The organism is Pseudomonas moraviensis subsp. stanleyae (assembly GCF_036283065.1).
In the GTDB taxonomy this organism is placed as follows: Bacteria; Pseudomonadota; Gammaproteobacteria; order Pseudomonadales; family Pseudomonadaceae; genus Aquipseudomonas; species Aquipseudomonas stanleyae.
Genome location: NZ_JAADJI010000006.1, coordinates 265940 through 284798 on the forward strand (window position 1 = coordinate 265940; position 18859 = coordinate 284798).

The window sequence follows — 18859 nt, forward strand, 5'->3', positions numbered from 1 at the left end:
CCGCGAAATTCGCCACAGTGGTTGCCGCAATCTGCGTCAACCACTGAGGACATTTCGCGTATGGATACGCTCTGCAGCCGGATGCTGCTTTTTCTTGGCCTCGCGCCGTTCGTGACACTGGCCGCCACGCCCGCGCCCACTCATCAATTCACCCTGGACAACGGTTTGCAGGTGTTGATCCGAGAGGATCATCGCGCGCCGTTGGTCACTTCGCACCTGTGGTTCAAGGTTGGTTCGGCTGACGAAGCGCCGGGGCAGTCCGGGCTGTCGCACGTTCTTGAACACATGCTTTACAAAGGCAGCGGCAAGACCTGTGCGGACGAAGCCTCGCGTATTCTGGAGTCCGTGGGTGCCGAGGAAAATGCTTTCACCAGGGCCGACGTCACAGGATTCCACCAGACCTTGGCGCCGCGCTATCTGGGCGTAGTGTTCGAACTGATGGCCGATCTGATGTCGACTGCCCATTTGCACGTCGACGACCTGAACACTGAACTGGCGGTCATCCGCGAAGAGCGCCATCTGCAGATCGACGACGATGTCGATGCCGCTGTGCTGGAACACTTCACCGCGCAGGCGCACTTCGCCAATAGCTATCGCACGCCAGTCATCGGCTGGATGCATGACTTGCAGCAAGTAGATGCCGAGGAACTGCGCCACTGGTATCAAAGCCGTTATGCGCCGGCCAACGCCGTACTGGTGATCGTCGGCGATATCACGCTCGCCCAGGTGCAGCCGCTGGCCGAGCGCTATTTTGGGACGCTCGCAAAACGTCCCGTACCGCGCCCGCTACGCCCGGTCGAACTGCAAGTACCGGGCGAGCGCAAATTGACTTTGCAGCGCAGAGTGCCCGCAGAGCAGTTGCTCATGGCGTTCAATGTTCCCGGACTGGCCACGGCTGAAGATCCACACACTGTGCACGCGCTGCGCCTGATCAACGCGATACTCGGCGGCGCCAGTGGTGCGCGACTGCAAAAGAAACTGATATTCACCGAGCGCGTATTCAATCGCCTCGACACCTACTACAACGAACGGACTCGCGGCGACAGCCTGCTGCTGTTGATCGCCGAACTGGCCGATCCGCCGTTGACCGATCTTGAGGGCGCGCAGGCGCGGGTGTGGGAGCAGATCGAATCGTTGCGCACCACACCGCCATCAGTGAGGGAGCTGGAGCGGGCCCGTACGCAGTTGATCGCGCAGCAGGTGTATGCCCGCGATTCGATTCAGGAGCAGGCTCGTCAGTTGGCGACGTTGCAGGCCATCGGCTTGCCTTGGCGGATGCTCGATGAAGATGCCGAAGCGTTGGCAAAAGTGACGCCGGCGCAAATCCGCGAGGTGGCCGCCACGTGGCTGATCCGTGAGCGACTCAGCGTTGCCCACGTGCACAAGGTGGTCGCCGATGAGTAAGTTTTCACGGTTACCCGGGTGGGTCCTGATGTGCCTGTCGGCTACGGCGGCGGGCGCTGACGCAGGGCCTGAGCAAGCGCGGACATCGCGTCTGCAATCGCTCGGCGAAGTCGAGGCGCTGGAAATCAAACCGCGCGCATTGCAGATCAGAGGCTGGAAAACCCTGACCGGCACCAAGGTGCTGTTCGTGCGTACGCACGATCTGCCCATGTTCGATATCCATGTCAGCTTCGCGGCGGGCAGCGCTCGCGACGGTCGCCTGCCGGGCCTGGCGGCCACGACCTTTTCCCTGCTCAACGAAGGTATTCCCGGCAAGGATTTGTCCGCCATTGCGGAAACCTTCGACGGGCTCGGTGCGCAATGGGAAATGGACATCGATCATGACCGCGCCGTGTTCTCTTTGCGCAGCCTCAGTGATCCGGCAAACCGTCTGCCGGCGATCAACTTGCTGACGCAGATTTTCAGCGAGCCGCTGTTGAGTGAGGATCGGCTGCCGCCAGTAAAGAACGAACTGCGCGCAGCGCTCACTGCCGAGCAAGGCGATGCTGCTGATCAGGCTTTGCAACGAATCAAGAAGTTGCTGGCGCCGGACAGCCCTTACGGTCTGCCGGTCTATGGCACCGAATCGGGACTCAGCGCGGTGAGCCGCGCCGCGGTGAAGGATTTTCACCGGCGCTATTACGCTGCCCGCCATGCGCAAATCACTCTGGTCGGTGACCTCACCCTCGAGCAGGCGCAAGCGATCAGCCTGCAGATCAGCAACGCCCTGCCTACGCCACCAGACAGTTTCGAGGCTTCAGCAACAGCCACGCCGGGTGACCTGCAGACCAGTCATCTCGAATTGGCCCTGAAGCAGACCCATATCGTTTTTGCCCAAATCAGCGTGCCGCGCCGACACGCCGATCATGCCGCCCTGTTTGCCGCCGGTGAGATTTTCGGGGGTGGCAGCAACAGCCGCCTGATGAACGAACTGCGGCACAAGCGCGGACGGGTCTATGACGCCTACGGTGCCACCATCCACTGGTCGGGCGGCGCGGGACTGCTGACCATCGCTTTGCAGACCGGTAATTCCTTCAGCGCCAGCACCGTCGCCCTGGTGCGCGGCATGTTGAATGATTTTCTCCGGGACGGCCCTACCGCTCTGGAGCTCGAGCATCTCAAGCGCAGGCTGGCCAACAGAAATGTGCGCACGAGCGCCAGCAACCGGCAGATCCTTGCCAGATTGGCCGAGATCAACCGCTACGACCTGCCGCTCGATCTGGATTACACGATGCAACAGGTGCAGAAGCTGACGGTGGACGACATCAAGCTCGCTATGAACCGCCACTTGTCTGCCGATCGCTGGGTGTCGGTCACCGCAGGTGCCACGGTAGAACAGCAGCCATTGCCTGCATCGTTGCCCGCAGCGGTCGATCAGGCTGAAGAGAGCATGTGTCGCGCGGACACAGGCTTTGTGGCAAGTTAGGCGCTTCATTGAGAAGCGGCAGGCCGCACTGTGCGCCTGCCGCTTCGAGCAAGGTCTGTCGAGATTTGTCGTGCAACCACCGCCCCCGCTTCCCGCCTCGCGTTTCATTCCGGCCTTCGGCCTCGGCAATCCGCACCTGCAGACCTTGTGGGGGCCGCTGTGGCGCAAGACCGTGCACATCGAGCGCGAACGAGAGCGCCTGTGGCTCGAAGACGGCGACTTCCTCGACCTCGACTGGCACGGCCCGCACAGTGCCGAGGCGCCGCTGGTCCTGGTGCTGCACGGGTTGACCGGATCTTCCAATTCGCCCTATGTGGCAGGCATTCAACAGGCCTTGGCCGACCAGGGCTGGGCCAGCGTCGCGCTGAATTGGCGCGGTTGTTCCGGCGAGCCGAACCTGTTGCCGCGCAGCTACCACTCCGGCGCCAGCGAAGACCTTGCCGAAGCCATCCAGCACTTGCGCGCGAAACGTCCGTTGGCACCGTTGTATGCGGTCGGCTATTCGTTGGGCGGCAACGTGCTGCTCAAACACCTTGGTGAAACCGGCAGCAATAGCGGCGTGCTCGGCGCGGTGGCAGTGTCGGTGCCGTTCAGGCTCGACCAATGCGCCGATCGCATCGGCCAGGGATTTTCGCGGGTTTATCAGGCGCATTTCATGCGTGAAATGGTTGCCTATATCAAGAACAAGCAGCGCCAGTTCGAGCATGACGGGCGCGAAGACGGCCTGGCGAAACTGGCGGCGCTCGGTTCGCTGGAGAACATGCGCACGTTCTGGGATTTCGACGGCCGGGTCACCGCGCCGCTACATGGCTTCAATGATGCCGAGGATTACTACCGCCGCGCCTCAAGCCGCTACTACCTCGGCGAGATCCGCACGCCGACGCTGATCATTCAGGCGGCCGACGATCCTTTCGTGTTTCCTTACAGCCTGCCGCAAGCCGATGAGCTGTCAGCCTGCACCCGGTTCGAACTGCAGGCGCGGGGCGGTCATGTCGGTTTCGTCGACGGCTCGCTGCGCCGGCCCGGGTATTATCTGGAGCGGCGCATTCCGCAATGGCTGGCCGCCACCAGTGTGTGAACACCGCGTATCCCCTGTAGGAGTGAGCCTGCTCGCGATGGCGGTGTGTCAGTCTGGAATTCAATGCCTGACAGGACGCATCGCGAGCAGGCTCGCTCCCACAGGGATTTGTGTCGGCATGAAAATGCATGGCACAACCTGGTCCATTGTGGGAGCGAGCCTGCTCGCGAAAGCGGTGGGTCAGTTGGCATTTAACTCACCGACATACCGCTATCGCGAGCAGGCTCACTCCTACAAGGTGATCGCGGTGATTATTCGCCTGTGGCTATGCCGCGCGAGGGCTCGTTGATCCACTCGCTCCACGATCCGGCATACAGCGCGCCCAGTGGGTAGCCGGCCAGGCACAGTGCAAACAGGTTATGACACGCCGTCACCCCGGAGCCGCAGTACGCGACCAGATCCGTCGGCGAGCGCTCGCCCAGTTTCGCGGCGAAACGCTGTTTGAGCTGCTCCGCCGGCAAGAAGCGCCCGTCACTGCCAAGGTTGTCGGTAAACGCCGCACACTGCGCGCCGGGAATGTGTCCGGCGACCGGATCGATCGGCTCAACCTCGCCCTTGAAGCGTGGCAAGGCGCGGGCGTCGAGCAGGGTCAGCGTTGGCTGGCCGAGGCGTTGCTGCAATTGTTCGGCGCTGAGCAGCAGGCTCATGTCCGGCTCACCGCTGAAGTTACCCGGCGTCACGCTCGGCGGATCCAGGCTCAGCGGCAGACCGGCGGCGTGCCAGGCCTTGAGCCCGCCATCGAGAATGAACACGCCGTCGCGCTTGCCCAGCCATGCAAGCAACCACCACGCCCGCGCTGCGTAAGCGCCCGGGCCGTCGTCATACAGAACCACATCGCTGTCATTGTTGATGCCCCAGGCTTGCAGGCGTTCGATCAGCGCCGCCGGCTCGGGCAACGGATGACGACCGGTCACACCTTTGTCGACCTTACCGCTCAGGTCCCGCTCCAGATCGGCGAAACCCGCCCCGGCAATATGCCCTTCGGCGTAGCTGCGCTGGCCGTAGTCCGGATCTTCGAGGGCGAAACGACAATCGAGAATCACCAGCCCCGGCTGCTCTTTGCGAGCATCCAGTGCTTGTGGGCTGAGCAACTGCGCAATCGACATAGCGGGCTCCTGTGGCATTCAACTGAACGGTTTATTTCACGTCTTCAAGGGCCTGCGCCAGCGGCACATAGAACTCGTCGAACAACGCATTGACTTCATCCCGCGCCTGATCGGTGACAAACCCCGCCTCCAGCACCAGCACCTGATACACGCCACGCTTCACTGCCTGCTCGCTGAGGTGGTTGGAGTTTTCCCGCGTGGTGCACAGAAAACGCACCCACGAGGTCAGGATGATCCAGGCGTTGAGGGTCAGCGATTCGATCTGCACGCGATCCATCTTCAGGATGCCGGCGGCGACGAAGCCCTCGTAGATTGCCGCCCCCTGGATCACGCAGCGCTGGGAAAAGCGCCGATAACGCGCGGCCAGTTCCGCATCGCTGTCGAGCAGATGTTCAAGGTCGCGGTGCAGAAAACGGTAGCGCCACATGGCGGAAAGCAGTTCCTTCAAATAGAAACGCTTGTCCTCGACGGTCGCCGGGCGGCCCTGTGGCGGACGCAAAAAGCTGTCCACCAACGCTTCGTACTCACTGAACAACACGGCGATGATCGCCTGCTTGTTGGGGAAGTGGTAGTACAGGTTGCCCGGAGAAATCTCCATGTGCGCGGCGATGTGGTTGGTGCTGACGCTGCGCTCGCCCTGCTGATTGAACAGCTCCAGGCTGTTCTGAACGATGCGCTCGCTGGTTTTTATTCGTGGGGCCATGGCTTGAGCTTTAATTCAGAGTGCGTAGACGGCGCATCTTACGACCTAACCGGAAATGGATAAAACACTGACGTGCGCGGAAGTCGTTTGACTTTCTAGAGCATAGACTCTAAAAAGTGCCCCACTACAATAAAATCCGGAGCCTGCGATGACTGCCGACATTGCCTACCTGCAAACGCTGCAACAGCCTCTTGAAATGCTCGATCGGCAGTTCCAGGCGCAACGGGCGGCGTACTCCGCCAACCCGATGCCGCCCGCCGCACAACGTCAGCAGTGGCTCAAGGCGCTGCGCGACCTGCTCAGCGCTGAGCGTCAGGCATTGATCGATGCGATCAGCACCGATTTCAGTCACCGCAGCGCCGACGAAACCCTGCTCGCCGAACTGATGCCGAGCCTGCACGGCATTCACTACGCCAGCCGTCACCTGAAAAACTGGATGAAGCCCTCGCCACGCAAGGTCGGTGTGGCGTTCCAGCCTGCTTCGGCGAAGGTGGTCTACCAGCCGCTGGGCGTGGTCGGTGTAATCGTGCCTTGGAACTACCCGCTGTATCTCGCCGTGGGGCCGATGGTCGGCGCTCTGGCGGCGGGCAATCGGGTGATGCTCAAGCTCAGCGAATCGACCCCGGCGACCGGGCTGCTGCTCAAGCAATTGCTGGCGCGGATCTTCCCTGAAGACCTGGTCTGCGTGGTGCTGGGCGAAGCGGATGTCGGCATGGCGTTCTCGCGTCTGCCTTTCGATCATCTGCTGTTCACCGGTTCCACCAGCGTCGGCAAACACGTCATGCGTGCGGCGGCGGAGAACCTGACGCCAGTGACCCTGGAACTGGGCGGCAAGTCGCCAGCCATCGTTTCCAGAGACGTGCCATTGAAGGACGCCGCCGAACGCATCGCCTTCGGCAAGACCCTCAACGCCGGGCAGACCTGCGTCGCGCCCGACTATGTGCTGGTGCCGGAAGACCGCGTCGGCGCCTTCGTCGAAGCCTATCGCCAGGCCGTACAAGGCTTCTACCCGACCCTGACGGACAACGCCGACTACACGGCAATCATCAACGAACGCCAACTGGCCCGGCTCAACGGATACGTCAGCGACGCGACCAGCAAGGGCGCGCTGCTGATCCCGTTGTTCGAGCAAGGCCAGGGCCGGCGCATGCCGCACAGTGTGCTGCTCAATGTCAGCGATGAGATGACGGTGATGCAGGACGAAATCTTCGGCCCGTTGCTGCCGATCGTGCCTTATCGCGATCTGGAGCAGGCATTCGCTTACATCAATCAGCGGCCTCGTCCTCTGGCTCTTTACTACTTTGGCTACGACAAACGCGAACAGAACCGAGTGCTGCACGAGACTCATTCCGGCGGCGTGTGCCTGAACGACACGCTGCTGCACGTCGCCCAGGACGATATGCCCTTCGGTGGCATCGGCCCGTCAGGCATGGGCCATTACCACGGCCACGAAGGTTTCCTGACCTTCAGCAAGGCCAAAGGCGTGTTGATCAAACAGCGTTTCAACGCGGCCCGGCTGATCTACCCGCCATATGGCACATCGATTCAGAAACTCATTCAGAAACTGTTCATCCGCTAAACGCTGTCGACCCGGGTAATAACAACAATGCACCCAAGCCTGACTGAAACACCCGCCCTGTCGCGTCGTGGCCTGCTGAAATTCAGCCTCGGCGCCACGGCGTTTCTCGCCACCGCCGGCCTTGGCGCCAGCCTGACTGGCTGCTCGTCGAGCGTCAGCGCCAACGGCTTCATCAGTTTGCGCGACGGCGATCTGCTGTTTCTGCGCGCGCTGATCCCGGTGATGCTCGACGGTGCTGTGGCGGCAGAGAAAATGCCCGCAGCGGTCGACGGCACACTGAAGTCGCTGGACTACAGCCTCGATCACCTGTCGCCGGAAATGCTCAAGCTCACTCGACAACTGTTCGATGTGCTCGGCATGGCCGTGACCCGTGGCCCGCTCACCGGAATCTGGGGCAGTTGGGACAACGCCAGCCCTGAAGCGATGCGGCATTTCCTCGAGCGCTGGGAGAACAGTTCATTGAGCTTGCTGCGCATGGGCCATAGCTCGTTGCAGCAGATGGTAATGATGGCCTGGTACACCCGCGCCGAATCCTGGGCGCATTGCGGTTATCCCGGGCCGCCTACAGTTTGAGATCGGCGTCGCGCCCTTCGCGAGCAGGCTCGCTCCCACAGGAAAATGCATTTCAAATGTGGGAGCGAGCCTGCTCGCGAAGGGGCCAGCCGGCACACCCAAGCATCCAGAATAATAAAGAGAACCTGATCGATGCCTGTACCCGACCCCTTCCGCGAAGGCCTCGCCCGAGGCTGGAAAACCTACAACGGCGCGCAACTGAGCGACGACCTCACCCTCGAAGCCGACGTGGCGATCATCGGCAGCGGCGCCGGCGGCGGCACCACAGCGGAAATCCTCAGCGCGGCCGGCTATAAAGTCCTGCTGATCGAAGAAGGCCCGTTGAAGACCAGTTCGGATTTCAAACTGCTCGAGGACGAGGCCTACAGCAGCCTCTATCAGGAAGGCATCGGGCGCATGAGCAAGGACGGCGCGATCACGATCCTGCAGGGCCGCGCGGTCGGCGGCACGACGCTGATCAACTGGACCTCGAGTTTCCGCACACCCGAGCCGACCCTCGAACACTGGGCCAGCGAACACAACGTCAAAGGCCATAGCCCGGCGGAGATGGCGCCGTGGTTCGAAAAAATGGAGCAGCGCCTCGGCGTCGCGCCATGGATGGTGCCGCCCAACGCCAACAACGATGTGATCCGCAAAGGCTGCGAGCAACTCGGCTACAGCTGGCACGTGATCCCGCGCAACGTGCGTGGCTGCTGGAACCTCGGCTATTGCGGCATGGGCTGCCCGAGCAACGCCAAGCAGTCGATGATGGTCACGACCATCCCGGCGACGCTGGAAAAGGGCGGCGAACTGCTCTATCTGGCGCGGGTGGAGAAACTGCTGATCAGCGGCGACAAGGTCACCGGCCTGCATTGCGTGGCGATGGACGAACGCTGCGTTGCACCGACCGGGCGCAACATCACGGTCAAGGCGCGACATTACGTGCTGGCCGGCGGCGGCATCAATAGCCCGGCGTTGTTGCTGCGCTCCGACGCGCCGGACCCGCATGAGCGGGCGGGCAAGCGCACCTTTCTGCATCCGGTGAACATGTCCGCCGCGCGTTTCGCCGAGGTGGTCAATCCGTTTTACGGCGCGCCGCAGTCGATCTATTCCGACCATTTTCAGTGGAAGGACGGCACCACCGGACCGATGGCGTTCAAGCTCGAAGTGCCACCGCTGCACCCGGCGCTGGCCGCCACGCTGCTCGGTGGTTTCGGCCGGGATAATGCGCAACACATGGCCGACCTGCCACACACCCACGCGATGCTGGCGTTGCTGCGCGACGGCTTTCACCCGGACAGTATCGGGGGCTCGGTGGAATTGCGCAGCGACGGCTCGCCGGTGCTCGACTATCAAGTCTCGCAATACGCCTGGGACGGTTTGCGCCGGGCTTTTCACGTCATGGCCGAAATCCAGTTCGCCGGCGGCGCGCAATCGGTGATGCCGATGCACGCCGACGGCCGCTATGTGAAGACACTGGCCGAGGCGCGCTCAATGATCGATGGATTGAGCCTGGAGCTGTACCGCACGCGACTGGGCAGCGCTCACGTCATGGGTGGTTGTGCGATGGGTGAAGATCCGCAAAGCGCGGTTGCCGACAGCCTCGGTCGCCATCATCAACTGAGCAATCTTTCGATTCACGATGGCTCGCTGTTCCCCACCAGCATCGGCGCCAACCCGCAGCTGTCGGTGTATGGCCTGACCGCGCAACTGGCAACGGCGTTGGCCGATCGACTGAAAAATCCATGAAAAAGCACGATATTCCTATCGTCTATAGTGCTTTCTTACCCAACAGGTGACTTGGCCGACCGGGAAGGCTGCGATACCATCCGACTCCCCAACGGACTCCCGCCAGGACGACGCGATGAACCGAGTGTTGTACCCAGGTACCTTCGACCCTATCACCAAGGGCCATGGCGATCTGGTCGAACGCGCCTCGCGCCTGTTCGATCACGTGATCATTGCGGTCGCCGCCAGCCCGAAAAAGAACCCGCTGTTCCCGCTGGAACAACGGGTCGAACTGGCTCGCGAGGTCACCAAGCACCTGCCGAACGTGGAAGTGGTCGGTTTCTCGACGCTGCTCGCGCATTTCGCCAAAGAGCAGAATGCCAACGTGTTCCTGCGTGGTCTGCGCGCGGTGTCGGACTTCGAATACGAATTCCAGCTGGCCAACATGAACCGCCAACTGGCGCCGGATGTGGAGAGCCTGTTTCTCACGCCGTCGGAGCGTTATTCGTTCATTTCCTCGACGCTGGTGCGGGAGATCGCCGCGCTGGGCGGTGATATCAGCAAGTTCGTCCACCCGGCCGTGGCCGAAGCGCTGACCCTGCGCTTCAAGAAGTAGGAGCTGCCGCAGGCTGCGATCTTTGCTTTTAAAGATTGCAGTCTCGTGCCCTTGATCGCCCCCGCGTGCACTGCGCTCGCCAATGCGGCACAATTGCGCGCATTGATTTATAGCGCCCGGGCGTGCCGCCCCGGCTGGAGTTAGCATGTCCCTGATCATCACCGACGATTGCATCAACTGCGACGTCTGCGAACCCGAGTGCCCGAACGCCGCCATCTCCCAAGGCGAAGAGATCTACGTGATCGACCCGAACCTGTGCACCCAGTGCGTCGGCCACTATGACGAGCCGCAGTGCCAGCAGGTCTGCCCGGTGGATTGCATTCCACTGGACGAAGCCCATCCTGAGACTGAAGAGCAGTTGATGGAGAAGTACCGCAAGATCACCGGCAAGGCCTGATCTCTTCAGTGCCCGTCCGGCCCTCTTCGCGAGCAGGCTCGCTCCCACATTTGCAATGCATTCCCCTGTGGGAGCGAGCCTGCTCGCGAATGGGCTATCAGCCACATCGCTGAAATCCGATCAGCTCATTCGCGCTGCTCAAACCCCTCCCCTATACACCCCAGACACCGCACAAACGCCGCTTTCGCCGGATCGACCACCAGCGCCTGCCCCGCATCGCCGACACCGCCACCCAGCGCGGTAAACGGCAACGACACAACAAACGCTCCGGCACCGATCACCGTGGCCACCACCAGCAAGGGTCGGGCAATCAGCAGGTCGCCGAGCATGGCGTAGGCCGGGGGATTCTGGATGGTGTAACGGGGGTCACCGCTGCCGCTTTCCGAGGCCTGAACGGTCAGGCTGGAGCACAGCAGCAGAGTGATGAAGAGGGCTTGCAGGACTTTCATGGCACGATCCTTCGAGCTGCGCAGTGAGACTTCTCACTATAGACCGAAGGATTTTTTCAGGTCTGGCAGCGCGGGCAAAACACGCTGGCGCGCTGGCCCAGTTTCACTTCGCGCAGGCCGGTGCCACAGACCTTGCAGTGCTGACCGCCGCGGCCGTAGACAAACAGTTCCTGCTGGAAATAGCCTGGCTGACCGTCGCCACCAATGAAATCGCGCAACGTCGTGCCGCCACGCTCGATGGCAGCGGCGAGGATACGTTTGATCTCGATCGCCAGTTTCAGATAGCGCCCGCGGGAGATTCCTCCAGCTTCGCGGCGCGGATCGATGCCAGCGGCGAACAGCGCTTCGGTCGCATAGATATTGCCGACCCCGACCACCACCGCGTTGTCCATGATGAACGGCTTGACCGCCATCGAGCGCCCGCGTGACAGCTGGAACAGGCGCTCGCCATCGAACAGATCGGTCAGCGGCTCCGGCCCGAGGCGAATCAGCAGTTCGTGATTGAGCGGGTCGGTGCTCCACAGCATCGCGCCAAACCGTCGCGGATCGGTGTAGCGCAGGGCCAGTCCCGAGTCCAGCTCGATGTCGACGTGTTCGTGCTTCAACGCCGGCAAACCGGCCTCGACCAGGCGCAGATTGCCGGACATGCCCAGATGGCTGATCAGCGTGCCGATCTCGGCGTTGATCAACAGGTACTTGGCTCGCCGCTCGACCAGCACAATACGCTGCCCGGACAGGCGTACATCGAGGTCTTCCGGGATCGGCCAGCGCAGACGCCGGTCGCGGACGATGACCCGGCTGACGCGCTGGCCTTCCAGGTGCGGGGCGATACCGCGACGGGTGGTTTCGACTTCCGGCAGTTCAGGCATGGCGTCCTCGGATCAATGCGCGCCGAGGTCGCGAATCGTTTGTTTGAGTGTTTCGAAGTCGTAGTCCGACAGACCGACGTAATCCAGCACCAGCGGGCCGACCGCGATCCACTCGAAATCTTCGCTCTGGTTGCCCAGTACTCGGTACGAGGCACAGATGTGCTCGGCCATTTTCAGGATCGCCAGCAAGTTTTTCAGTTGGCTGTTCTTCGACGATTCGTCACTGAAAATCGCCAGCGCATTGTGGTGGTTGGCGATGGCGGCGCTGACATGCTCCGGCAGGCGCCAGGACTTGGCGGTGTAGTAACCGACCACGGCGTGGTTGGTGTTGAACACACGGTTTTCCGTATCCACCACGCGGCACTCCGGGCTGGCGCTGGCGTAAGCCTCTTCCAGGACGGTCATGTAATTGGGGAAGCGCTGCAGCATCAACGGCACGCCGCAGTCATGGAACAGGCCCAAGGCATAGGCTTCGTCCCCGGCCTGGGTGCCGATGCGCTTGGCCAGGGTCAGGCAGGTCATCGCCACATCCTGCGCGGTGTCCCAGAAACGGTTGAGGGTGACGATGGTGTCGTCGTTCATCTCGCCCTTGATCGACTGCGCGTTGATCAGGTTGATGATCGAACGGCTGCCCAACAGGTTCACCGCGCGCTGGATCGAGGTGATCTTGTTGCTCAGACCGTAATACGGCGAGTTGACGATTTTCAGCAGCGCACCGGACAAGCCGGGGTCCTGGGAGATCAGCCTGGCGATCACCTCCAGGTCCGGGTCGGGCATGTACTGCTCCATTTGCAGATCCACCATGATCTGCGGTTGCGCCGGCACACTGATGCCTTGCAGCGATTGTTGAATCTGTTCGGTGGTCAGCTCTTGGGACATAAGTACACACTCCGGGGCAGGCGGCGATTCTAACCGCTGAAACGGCAGGGCGACACACCGATGGGCACATCGCCGGAACTTTCATCCTCGCCCAGGCTTCGGACTCTGTAGGGCGCATCGGACCTCAATGGTCCGCTGCGAAGGCAAAATCTCCACAGACTCAGGAGCTTACCGATGGCAACTTCCCTCAATGGCAAACGCGTGGCTATTTTGGTAACCGATGGTTTCGAACAGGTCGAAATGACCGGGCCCAAGGATGCCCTGGAGCAGGCCGGCGTGCAGGTCGATATCCTTTCAGCCGAAACCGGCACGGTCAAAGGCTGGAACCATGACAAACCGGCGGACGACTTTGCGGTCGCCAATACCTTCCAGGCCGTGAGCATCGATCAATACGATGCCGTGCTGCTGCCGGGCGGCGTGCAGAATTCCGACACCATCCGCATCGATCAGGATGCTCAGCATCTGGTCAAGACTGCCGCTTCGGCCGGCAAGCCGATTGCGGTGATCTGTCATGGCAGCTGGTTGCTGATCTCGGCGGGGCTGGTCAATGGCAAGACCATGACCAGCTACAAGACCGTCAAGGACGATCTGGTCAATGCCGGTGTCAACTGGGTTGACCAGGAAGTAGTCAAGGACGGCAACCTGATCAGCAGCCGCCAGCCGGATGATGTGCCGGCGTTCAGCCAGGCCCTGATTGACGCACTGGCTGCGTAATCTTCGCGGTCCCGTTCGCGAGCAGGCTCGCTCCCACACTTGAAATGCATTTCCCTGTGGGAGCGAGCCTGCTCGCGAAGGCATCATCAGCGTTTCATCGCATCCTCAGCCCGGCGCAAACCGCAACACGCTATACTCCCGCTCTTTTTTCCGGAGCGACGTCATGTCCCTGCCTAGCCTGCGCCTCAAAGCCAACGCCGACCGTCGCCTGCGCAACGGCCACTTGTGGGTCTACAGCAACGAAATCGACGTGGCCGCCACGCCTCTGCACGGCTTCAAGGCCGGTGATCAGGCGGTGCTCGAAGCCGCCGGCGGCAAGCCGTTGGGCATCGTCGCCATGAGCCCGAACAACCTGATCTGCGCGCGTCTGCTGTCGCGCGACATCAAACTGGCACTGGACAAGTCGCTGCTGGTACATCGCCTGAATGTCGCGCTGTCGTTGCGCGAGCGGCTGTTCGACAAGCCGTTCTACCGTCTGGTCTACGGCGATTCCGACCTGCTGCCGGGTCTGGTGGTCGATCGTTTCGGCGACATCCTCGTGGTGCAGATCGCTTCGGCGACCATGGAAGCGCACAAGGACGACGTGATCGCAGCGCTGACCCAAGTGCTCAAGCCAAGTGGCATTCTGTTCAAGAATGACTCCGCCGCCCGCGATGCCGAAGGCCTCAACCGTTACGTTGAAACCGTGTTCGGTCTGGTGCCGGAGTGGGTCGCGCTGGAAGAGAACGGCGTCAAGTTCGAAGCGCCGGTCATTCAAGGCCAGAAAACCGGCTGGTTCTACGACCACCGCATGAACCGCGCGCGCCTGGCACCGTACGCCAAAGGCAAGCGCGTGCTCGACCTCTACAGCTACATCGGTGGCTGGGGCGTGCAGGCCGCTGCGTTCGGCGCCAGCGAAGTGTTCTGCGTCGATGCCTCCGCATTCGCTCTCGACGGTGTCGAGCGCAACGCTGCGCTGAACGGTTTCGCTGACAAGATGACCTGCATCGAAGGCGACGTCTTTGAAGCACTGAAGGAACTCAAAGCCAGCGAAGAGCGCTTTGACGTGATCGTTGCCGATCCGCCGGCCTTCATCAAACGCAAAAAAGATATGAAGAACGGCGAAGGCGCCTACCGTCGTCTGAACGAGCAAGCCATGCGCCTGCTGACCAAGGACGGCATTCTGGTCAGCGCTTCGTGCTCCATGCACCTGCCGGAGGACGATCTGCAGAACATCCTGCTGACCAGCGCGCGTCATCTGGACCGCAACATCCAGATGCTCGAACGTGGCGGTCAGGGCCCGGATCATCCGGTGCATCCAGCCATCGCCGAAACCCGCTACATCAAGAGCATCACCTGCCGTCTGCTGCCCAACAGCTGATTGCGGTCGAACACGGGGAGCCACTGAGCTCCCCGTTTTTTTTGCGCCACTCTCCCCCGCTTCTTCACACTCGACATGAGTGCTTTGCCTTCTTCCTACAACTTCTTTCTTCCTACCTTGCAGGAAGTTTCGCCACGCCTGTTAATTAGCGAAATTAAACCTACACAACTAGTCTCCTGCAAAAGATCACTCCGACAAAAATACTGGAATATTCCTACTTAATATCCGCTTGCCAATATTCGATTACAAACTATTATGAAGTTGTCGCCACGAAGCGACTTCAACTTTCTATGAACAAGGAGTTCACATCATGAAAACCATTTATCTGGAAACAAATAAAATCGCCAACCTGGCCTTCCTGGTTGCAGCCAACGCCCGCTAAGTAAGTCTGGACGCCGGAGAGTGCCGGCACTCCGGCGTCCTCAAGACTTTCCCTGAGTGATCTGAAACAATGTATATCAATCCTTTTCTGTTTATATTGCCGCGCCCGCCCGGACAAGTTGTCTGGAACTACAAGAGCCATACTCAACACGAGCTTGATCTTGACTATTCCCACCGCCTCGCCATTCTCATACACAATCCAAACCTGTTTGATCCGAACAACATAATAGACAGACAACTTCTGGACGCCGGAATTCTAACAGTTTCAAAAATAGACAGCCCGGATTGGGGATGGGATGAATTGTCGAAGATTTATCACATCGGCACGCAAAATATCCCCTGCGAATACACGCCACAGAACATTCATGAGTGGTCCAGACAATATCTGGCGCATTGCAGCGAAGTGCTGGCGAAGCCAGAGCCGGCAACAGGTAGAAAGCTCCAGTCAGTGGAGGCGCTCATCACCCTGCCTGCTCCCGGGCCGATCAACGATGACAGTCTGACGCAGGCGTTGCTGAAGCGGAAAACCTGCCGCTCCTACACCGGTGCGCCGGTGACACTGGACGAGGTTGGCACGCTGCTGTATTTCACCCTCGGCTATCTTCCCGCGCGCAGGAATTCGCACGACGATCCTGTCGCGCCAGGCCTCGAGGCTCGCCGAAGCTGCCCCTCCGGCGGCGGACTGAACGCCTGTGAGGGTTTTCTCCTGGCGCAGAACGTTGCCGGCCTGGAACCCGGCATCTACGCCTACCACCCGGCCGAACACGCTTTAAGTCGGGTCAATGCGCTACCCGATCCGGAATTGGGCCAGTTGCTCGGCGGCCAGCACTTCATCAATAACCTGCCGCTGGGCGTGTTCATTACTGCAAGGTTTGATCGCATCTGGTGGAAATACGAGCACTCGCGCGCCTATCGCATGGCATTCATTGAAGCCGGCCATCTCTCGCAAACCTTCCAGTTGGTGGCGACGACGCTGGGGCTGAACACCTGGTTGACTGGCGCGTTTGCCGATGCGCAGGTTGAAAACCTGCTCTGCCTCGAAGGCAGCGCCGAGCAACCGTTGTTCTTTGTCGGTTGTGGCGAAAGCGATGGCCAGGCCATGTGCCAGGAAATGCGCGATCTGCTCAGCGGGGTGCCGTCATGATTCCCGCCGCGATGGATGAGAGCGAAGCCCCGGTGTCCTGGTCGCTCAAGTTCACCCTTCCCGATTGGGAAAGCCGCGCATCGGTGCGCAGCAGTACCCATGACTATCGTTTACCGGGCGATGTCGAACAGCAATTGCAAACCCGCTATTGGTTTCCCCCGGCCTTCCTGCCTTATCTGGCGCACCCGGCCATCCAGGCCAAGGGTCGCGAAACCCTGCACCGTCTCACCGCCAATCATCTGGTGTATTTCCTCGATTACACCACCCTGCTCGAGCACCGCATCGTCAACCGCGCAGTGGAGGTCATCGTCCACCGTGAATTGCCTGTCTATATACCGCTGCCGATGAAGCACGCAGCGCTCCAGCTGTATACCGACGAGGGCTACCACGCGCTGTTCTCCAACCAGATTGCCGAGCAGATCGCCGCCCTCTACAGCATTACCCGGCGACCGGTCATTCCGAAGCGGATCACCCGCATGAACGCTCTGATTGCGCGCACACCGGAGAAGAACCGGGCCCTGGCGTGGTTTCTGCTTGGATTCGTCTCGGAAACCATCATTGCCCGGGAGTTGCTCGAGGTCTGCCGCAACACACTGGTGTCCAGCGTGAACGACATGCTGCGTGATCATCTTGCCGACGAAGCCCGGCACAGCCGGTACTTCGCTGAAGCCTTCCACTACTTCTGGATTGCGATGAACAGTCGCCAGCGGCTGTTCGCCGCCAGGACGCTTGCGGAGATCATCCCGATTTTCTTCGAGGTCGATGAAAGCTGGCTGCAACAAAGCCTGCGCTCGGCGGGCATTGCCGAAGACGACATGAAAGCGATTGTCGGCGCCATGGCAACGGTGCAGGCCAGCCGTGCCCGCGCCCGCGCCGGCTCCAAACCCACGCTGGAGGCCCTGCACATGGCTGGTTTTTTTGCGCTGCCCCATAACCAGACCCTTTTCGCCAAGGCAGGACTGCTCGATGGATGACCACAGCCGTGTAGTAAATCGCAGACGACAGCGCGGTGCCGTCAGCCTGTTGTTGGCGATGATCCTGCTCGGCGTGTTCCCGCTGGACGTGCTGTTGCCCTCTTTTCCGGCACTCGCGGCACACTTTGGCCGCTCGCAAGGCGACATCGCGCTGTCGATCAGTCTGTTCGCCGTGGGCATCGCATTTGCCCAGTTATTGATCGGTCCGTTGTCCGACATGATCGGGCGCAAGGGGCTGCTGCTCGCTGGCATGAGCGTGTCGCTGCTCGGCGCGCTTGGCTGCGTGCTGAGCAATGACTACACGCTGTTCCTGGTGTTCCGGGTAATGCAGGCCTTGGGGTGCGGGTGTTTTGTGCTGTCGCAGGCACTGGTGCAGGATCTGTTCGAGGGCCACGAACGTGATCGGCTGCGGATCCTGATGGTCACCGCGACGGGCATTTTCATATCGGTATCACCGCTGGCGGGTACGTTTCTACAGGCAACCCTTGGCTGGCGCGGCAGCTTTTGGGTATTCACCGCCCTGGCAGCGGTGGTTCTGCTGCAAACGTGGCGACTGCTCGACAACAGCCGGCCTGTTCAAAGTGGTCCTCACCTGGGCTTCATACAGTCCTACACAAGGGTGCTGAGCAATTTCCCGTTTGTCGGCTATTGGCTGATTTCCGCATCCGCTTTCGCCTGCCACTTCTCCTTCATCGTCATTTCGCCGCTGATCTTCATGGAGCAGCTGCAAATGGCGCCTTACGATTTCGCCTTGATCCTGCTGATCTATGGCGCCGCCTATGTCTTCGGCGGCCTGCTCGCCAGCGTGCTGAACCGGCATATCAATGCGCAACAGCAGATTTTCACCGGGCTGGGTCTGATCCTGCTTTCGGGGCTGGTGATGCTCTACCTCGCCGCCAACCAGGAGTTGTCAGCGGCGACGGTGCTGATTCCGATGCTGATCTGCACGGTGGGCACCACCATCTCGCGGCCACCGGCCACCTCCCGCGCCATGAGCCTGTTTGCCGAAAATGCCGGGGCATCGGCATCCGCCGGCAGCACCATCATCTTTATCTGTGGCGGACTGGTCAGCGCGTTGATCAGTCTTGGCCCGGCCAACCTGCAAGCGACACTGGGCTATGGTTTCGTGGTATTGAGCGGCATTTCCCTGCTGCTCAACAGCGTGATCGGACAGCGCGCCAGCAAGCTGCGCAGCAATCCGGTAATGCCGGGAGGCGACCATTGACCTTGCCAGTCGTCATGGCGCAGGCTCCTTGCGCACCGGAACAACGCTTTGCGCCATTCCCTCGCGACGCCAGCGGTGTAGAATCGCCTCATTCATCGCCATTCATCCCCGGCGGGTTTATGAGCTCAGGCTGAGACCAGCGGCGATCCCGCAACGTCATCGGCAGCTTCCGGACACACGGCCATTTTTCGGGTGTTTCAGAGGTCAACAGAAGCTCACTCCCCTTTAGTACGTGA

General features: G+C 60.9%; 18 protein-coding genes. 13 read left to right on the forward strand and 5 right to left on the reverse strand.

What is annotated here, in order from left to right; all coding sequences use genetic code 11:
• Positions 1-60 precede the first annotated feature (60 nt).
• From GXB78_RS12880 to GXB78_RS12890, 3 genes are all read left to right on the forward strand, one after another.
• The gene (locus GXB78_RS12880) at positions 61-1404 is read left to right on the forward strand and encodes a M16 family metallopeptidase (RefSeq protein ID WP_329515652.1); all 1344 of its coding nucleotides are present in this window, start codon (positions 61-63) and stop codon (positions 1402-1404) included.
• Entirely contained in the window at positions 1397-2869 is a 1473-nt protein-coding gene (locus GXB78_RS12885) for a M16 family metallopeptidase (RefSeq protein WP_329515653.1), read from the forward strand. The genes GXB78_RS12880 and GXB78_RS12885 overlap by 8 nt, the downstream gene beginning before the upstream one ends.
• 70 nt (positions 2870-2939) lie before the next feature.
• Complete coding sequence (locus tag GXB78_RS12890; protein WP_329515654.1) at positions 2940-3947, forward strand: hydrolase; 1008 nt, start codon at positions 2940-2942, stop codon at positions 3945-3947.
• A gap of 251 nt (positions 3948-4198) precedes the next feature.
• On the opposite strand, the gene GXB78_RS12895 is transcribed toward GXB78_RS12890, so the two are convergent.
• Positions 4199-5053 carry a sulfurtransferase gene (locus GXB78_RS12895; RefSeq protein WP_329515655.1) on the reverse strand — a complete coding sequence of 285 codons (855 nt, stop codon included), beginning with the start codon at positions 5051-5053 and terminating at the stop codon, positions 4199-4201.
• A gap of 31 nt (positions 5054-5084) precedes the next feature.
• Positions 5085-5756 carry a TetR/AcrR family transcriptional regulator gene (locus GXB78_RS12900; protein WP_016772708.1) on the reverse strand — a complete coding sequence of 224 codons (672 nt, stop codon included), beginning with the start codon at positions 5754-5756 and terminating at the stop codon, positions 5085-5087.
• 148 nt (positions 5757-5904) lie between these two features.
• On the opposite strand from GXB78_RS12900, the gene GXB78_RS12905 reads away from it, so the two are divergent.
• The 5 genes from GXB78_RS12905 (at position 5905) to GXB78_RS12925 (ending at position 10628) form a co-directional block, all read left to right on the forward strand.
• Positions 5905-7335: a coniferyl aldehyde dehydrogenase gene (locus GXB78_RS12905; protein WP_329515656.1), complete on the forward strand. Its 1431-nt coding sequence runs from the start codon at positions 5905-5907 to the stop codon at positions 7333-7335.
• A 27-nt stretch (positions 7336-7362) separates the two neighbouring features.
• Positions 7363-7908: a twin-arginine translocation pathway signal protein gene (locus GXB78_RS12910; protein ID WP_329515657.1), complete on the forward strand. Its 546-nt coding sequence runs from the start codon at positions 7363-7365 to the stop codon at positions 7906-7908.
• A gap of 132 nt (positions 7909-8040) precedes the next feature.
• Complete coding sequence (locus GXB78_RS12915; RefSeq protein ID WP_329515658.1) at positions 8041-9636, forward strand: GMC family oxidoreductase; 1596 nt, start codon at positions 8041-8043, stop codon at positions 9634-9636.
• 115 nt (positions 9637-9751) lie between these two features.
• Positions 9752-10231 (forward strand): pantetheine-phosphate adenylyltransferase, encoded by a 480-nt coding sequence (coaD, locus tag GXB78_RS12920; protein WP_007953414.1) that lies wholly within the window; start codon positions 9752-9754, stop codon positions 10229-10231.
• 145 nt (positions 10232-10376) lie between these two features.
• Positions 10377-10628 carry a YfhL family 4Fe-4S dicluster ferredoxin gene (locus tag GXB78_RS12925; RefSeq protein ID WP_003195146.1) on the forward strand — a complete coding sequence of 84 codons (252 nt, stop codon included), beginning with the start codon at positions 10377-10379 and terminating at the stop codon, positions 10626-10628.
• A 125-nt stretch (positions 10629-10753) separates the two neighbouring features.
• Here GXB78_RS12925 and GXB78_RS12930 read toward each other — a convergent pair whose 3' ends face one another.
• Genes GXB78_RS12930 through GXB78_RS12940 form a run of 3 tightly spaced genes read right to left on the reverse strand, consistent with a single transcriptional unit; the run spans position 10754 to position 12771 of the window.
• A complete protein-coding gene (locus GXB78_RS12930; protein WP_329515659.1) occupies positions 10754-11077 on the reverse strand; it encodes a multidrug transporter in 324 nt (107 codons plus the stop codon).
• Positions 11078-11133: 56 nt separating this feature from the next.
• On the reverse strand, positions 11134-11946 hold the full coding sequence (mutM, locus tag GXB78_RS12935) for a bifunctional DNA-formamidopyrimidine glycosylase/DNA-(apurinic or apyrimidinic site) lyase (protein WP_329515660.1): 813 nt from the start codon (positions 11944-11946) through the stop codon (positions 11134-11136).
• Positions 11947-11958: 12 nt separating this feature from the next.
• Positions 11959-12771: an HDOD domain-containing protein gene (locus tag GXB78_RS12940; RefSeq protein WP_329515745.1), complete on the reverse strand. Its 813-nt coding sequence runs from the start codon at positions 12769-12771 to the stop codon at positions 11959-11961.
• 228 nt (positions 12772-12999) lie between these two features.
• Between GXB78_RS12940 and GXB78_RS12945 the strand changes: the two genes are divergently transcribed.
• From GXB78_RS12945 to GXB78_RS12965, 5 genes are all read left to right on the forward strand, one after another.
• Entirely contained in the window at positions 13000-13539 is a 540-nt protein-coding gene (locus tag GXB78_RS12945) for a type 1 glutamine amidotransferase domain-containing protein (RefSeq protein WP_329515661.1), read from the forward strand.
• A gap of 163 nt (positions 13540-13702) precedes the next feature.
• On the forward strand, positions 13703-14899 hold the full coding sequence (locus tag GXB78_RS12950; RefSeq protein WP_016772700.1) for a class I SAM-dependent rRNA methyltransferase: 1197 nt from the start codon (positions 13703-13705) through the stop codon (positions 14897-14899).
• A 451-nt stretch (positions 14900-15350) separates the two neighbouring features.
• Positions 15351-16424 carry a SagB family peptide dehydrogenase gene (locus GXB78_RS12955; protein WP_329515662.1) on the forward strand — a complete coding sequence of 358 codons (1074 nt, stop codon included), beginning with the start codon at positions 15351-15353 and terminating at the stop codon, positions 16422-16424.
• The gene (locus GXB78_RS12960) at positions 16421-17398 is read left to right on the forward strand and encodes a diiron oxygenase (RefSeq protein ID WP_329515663.1); all 978 of its coding nucleotides are present in this window, start codon (positions 16421-16423) and stop codon (positions 17396-17398) included. Before GXB78_RS12955 ends, GXB78_RS12960 begins: the two co-directional genes overlap by 4 nt.
• Entirely contained in the window at positions 17391-18623 is a 1233-nt protein-coding gene (locus GXB78_RS12965; RefSeq protein ID WP_329515664.1) for an MFS transporter, read from the forward strand. The genes GXB78_RS12960 and GXB78_RS12965 overlap by 8 nt, the downstream gene beginning before the upstream one ends.
• Positions 18624-18859: the final 236 nt, after the last annotated feature.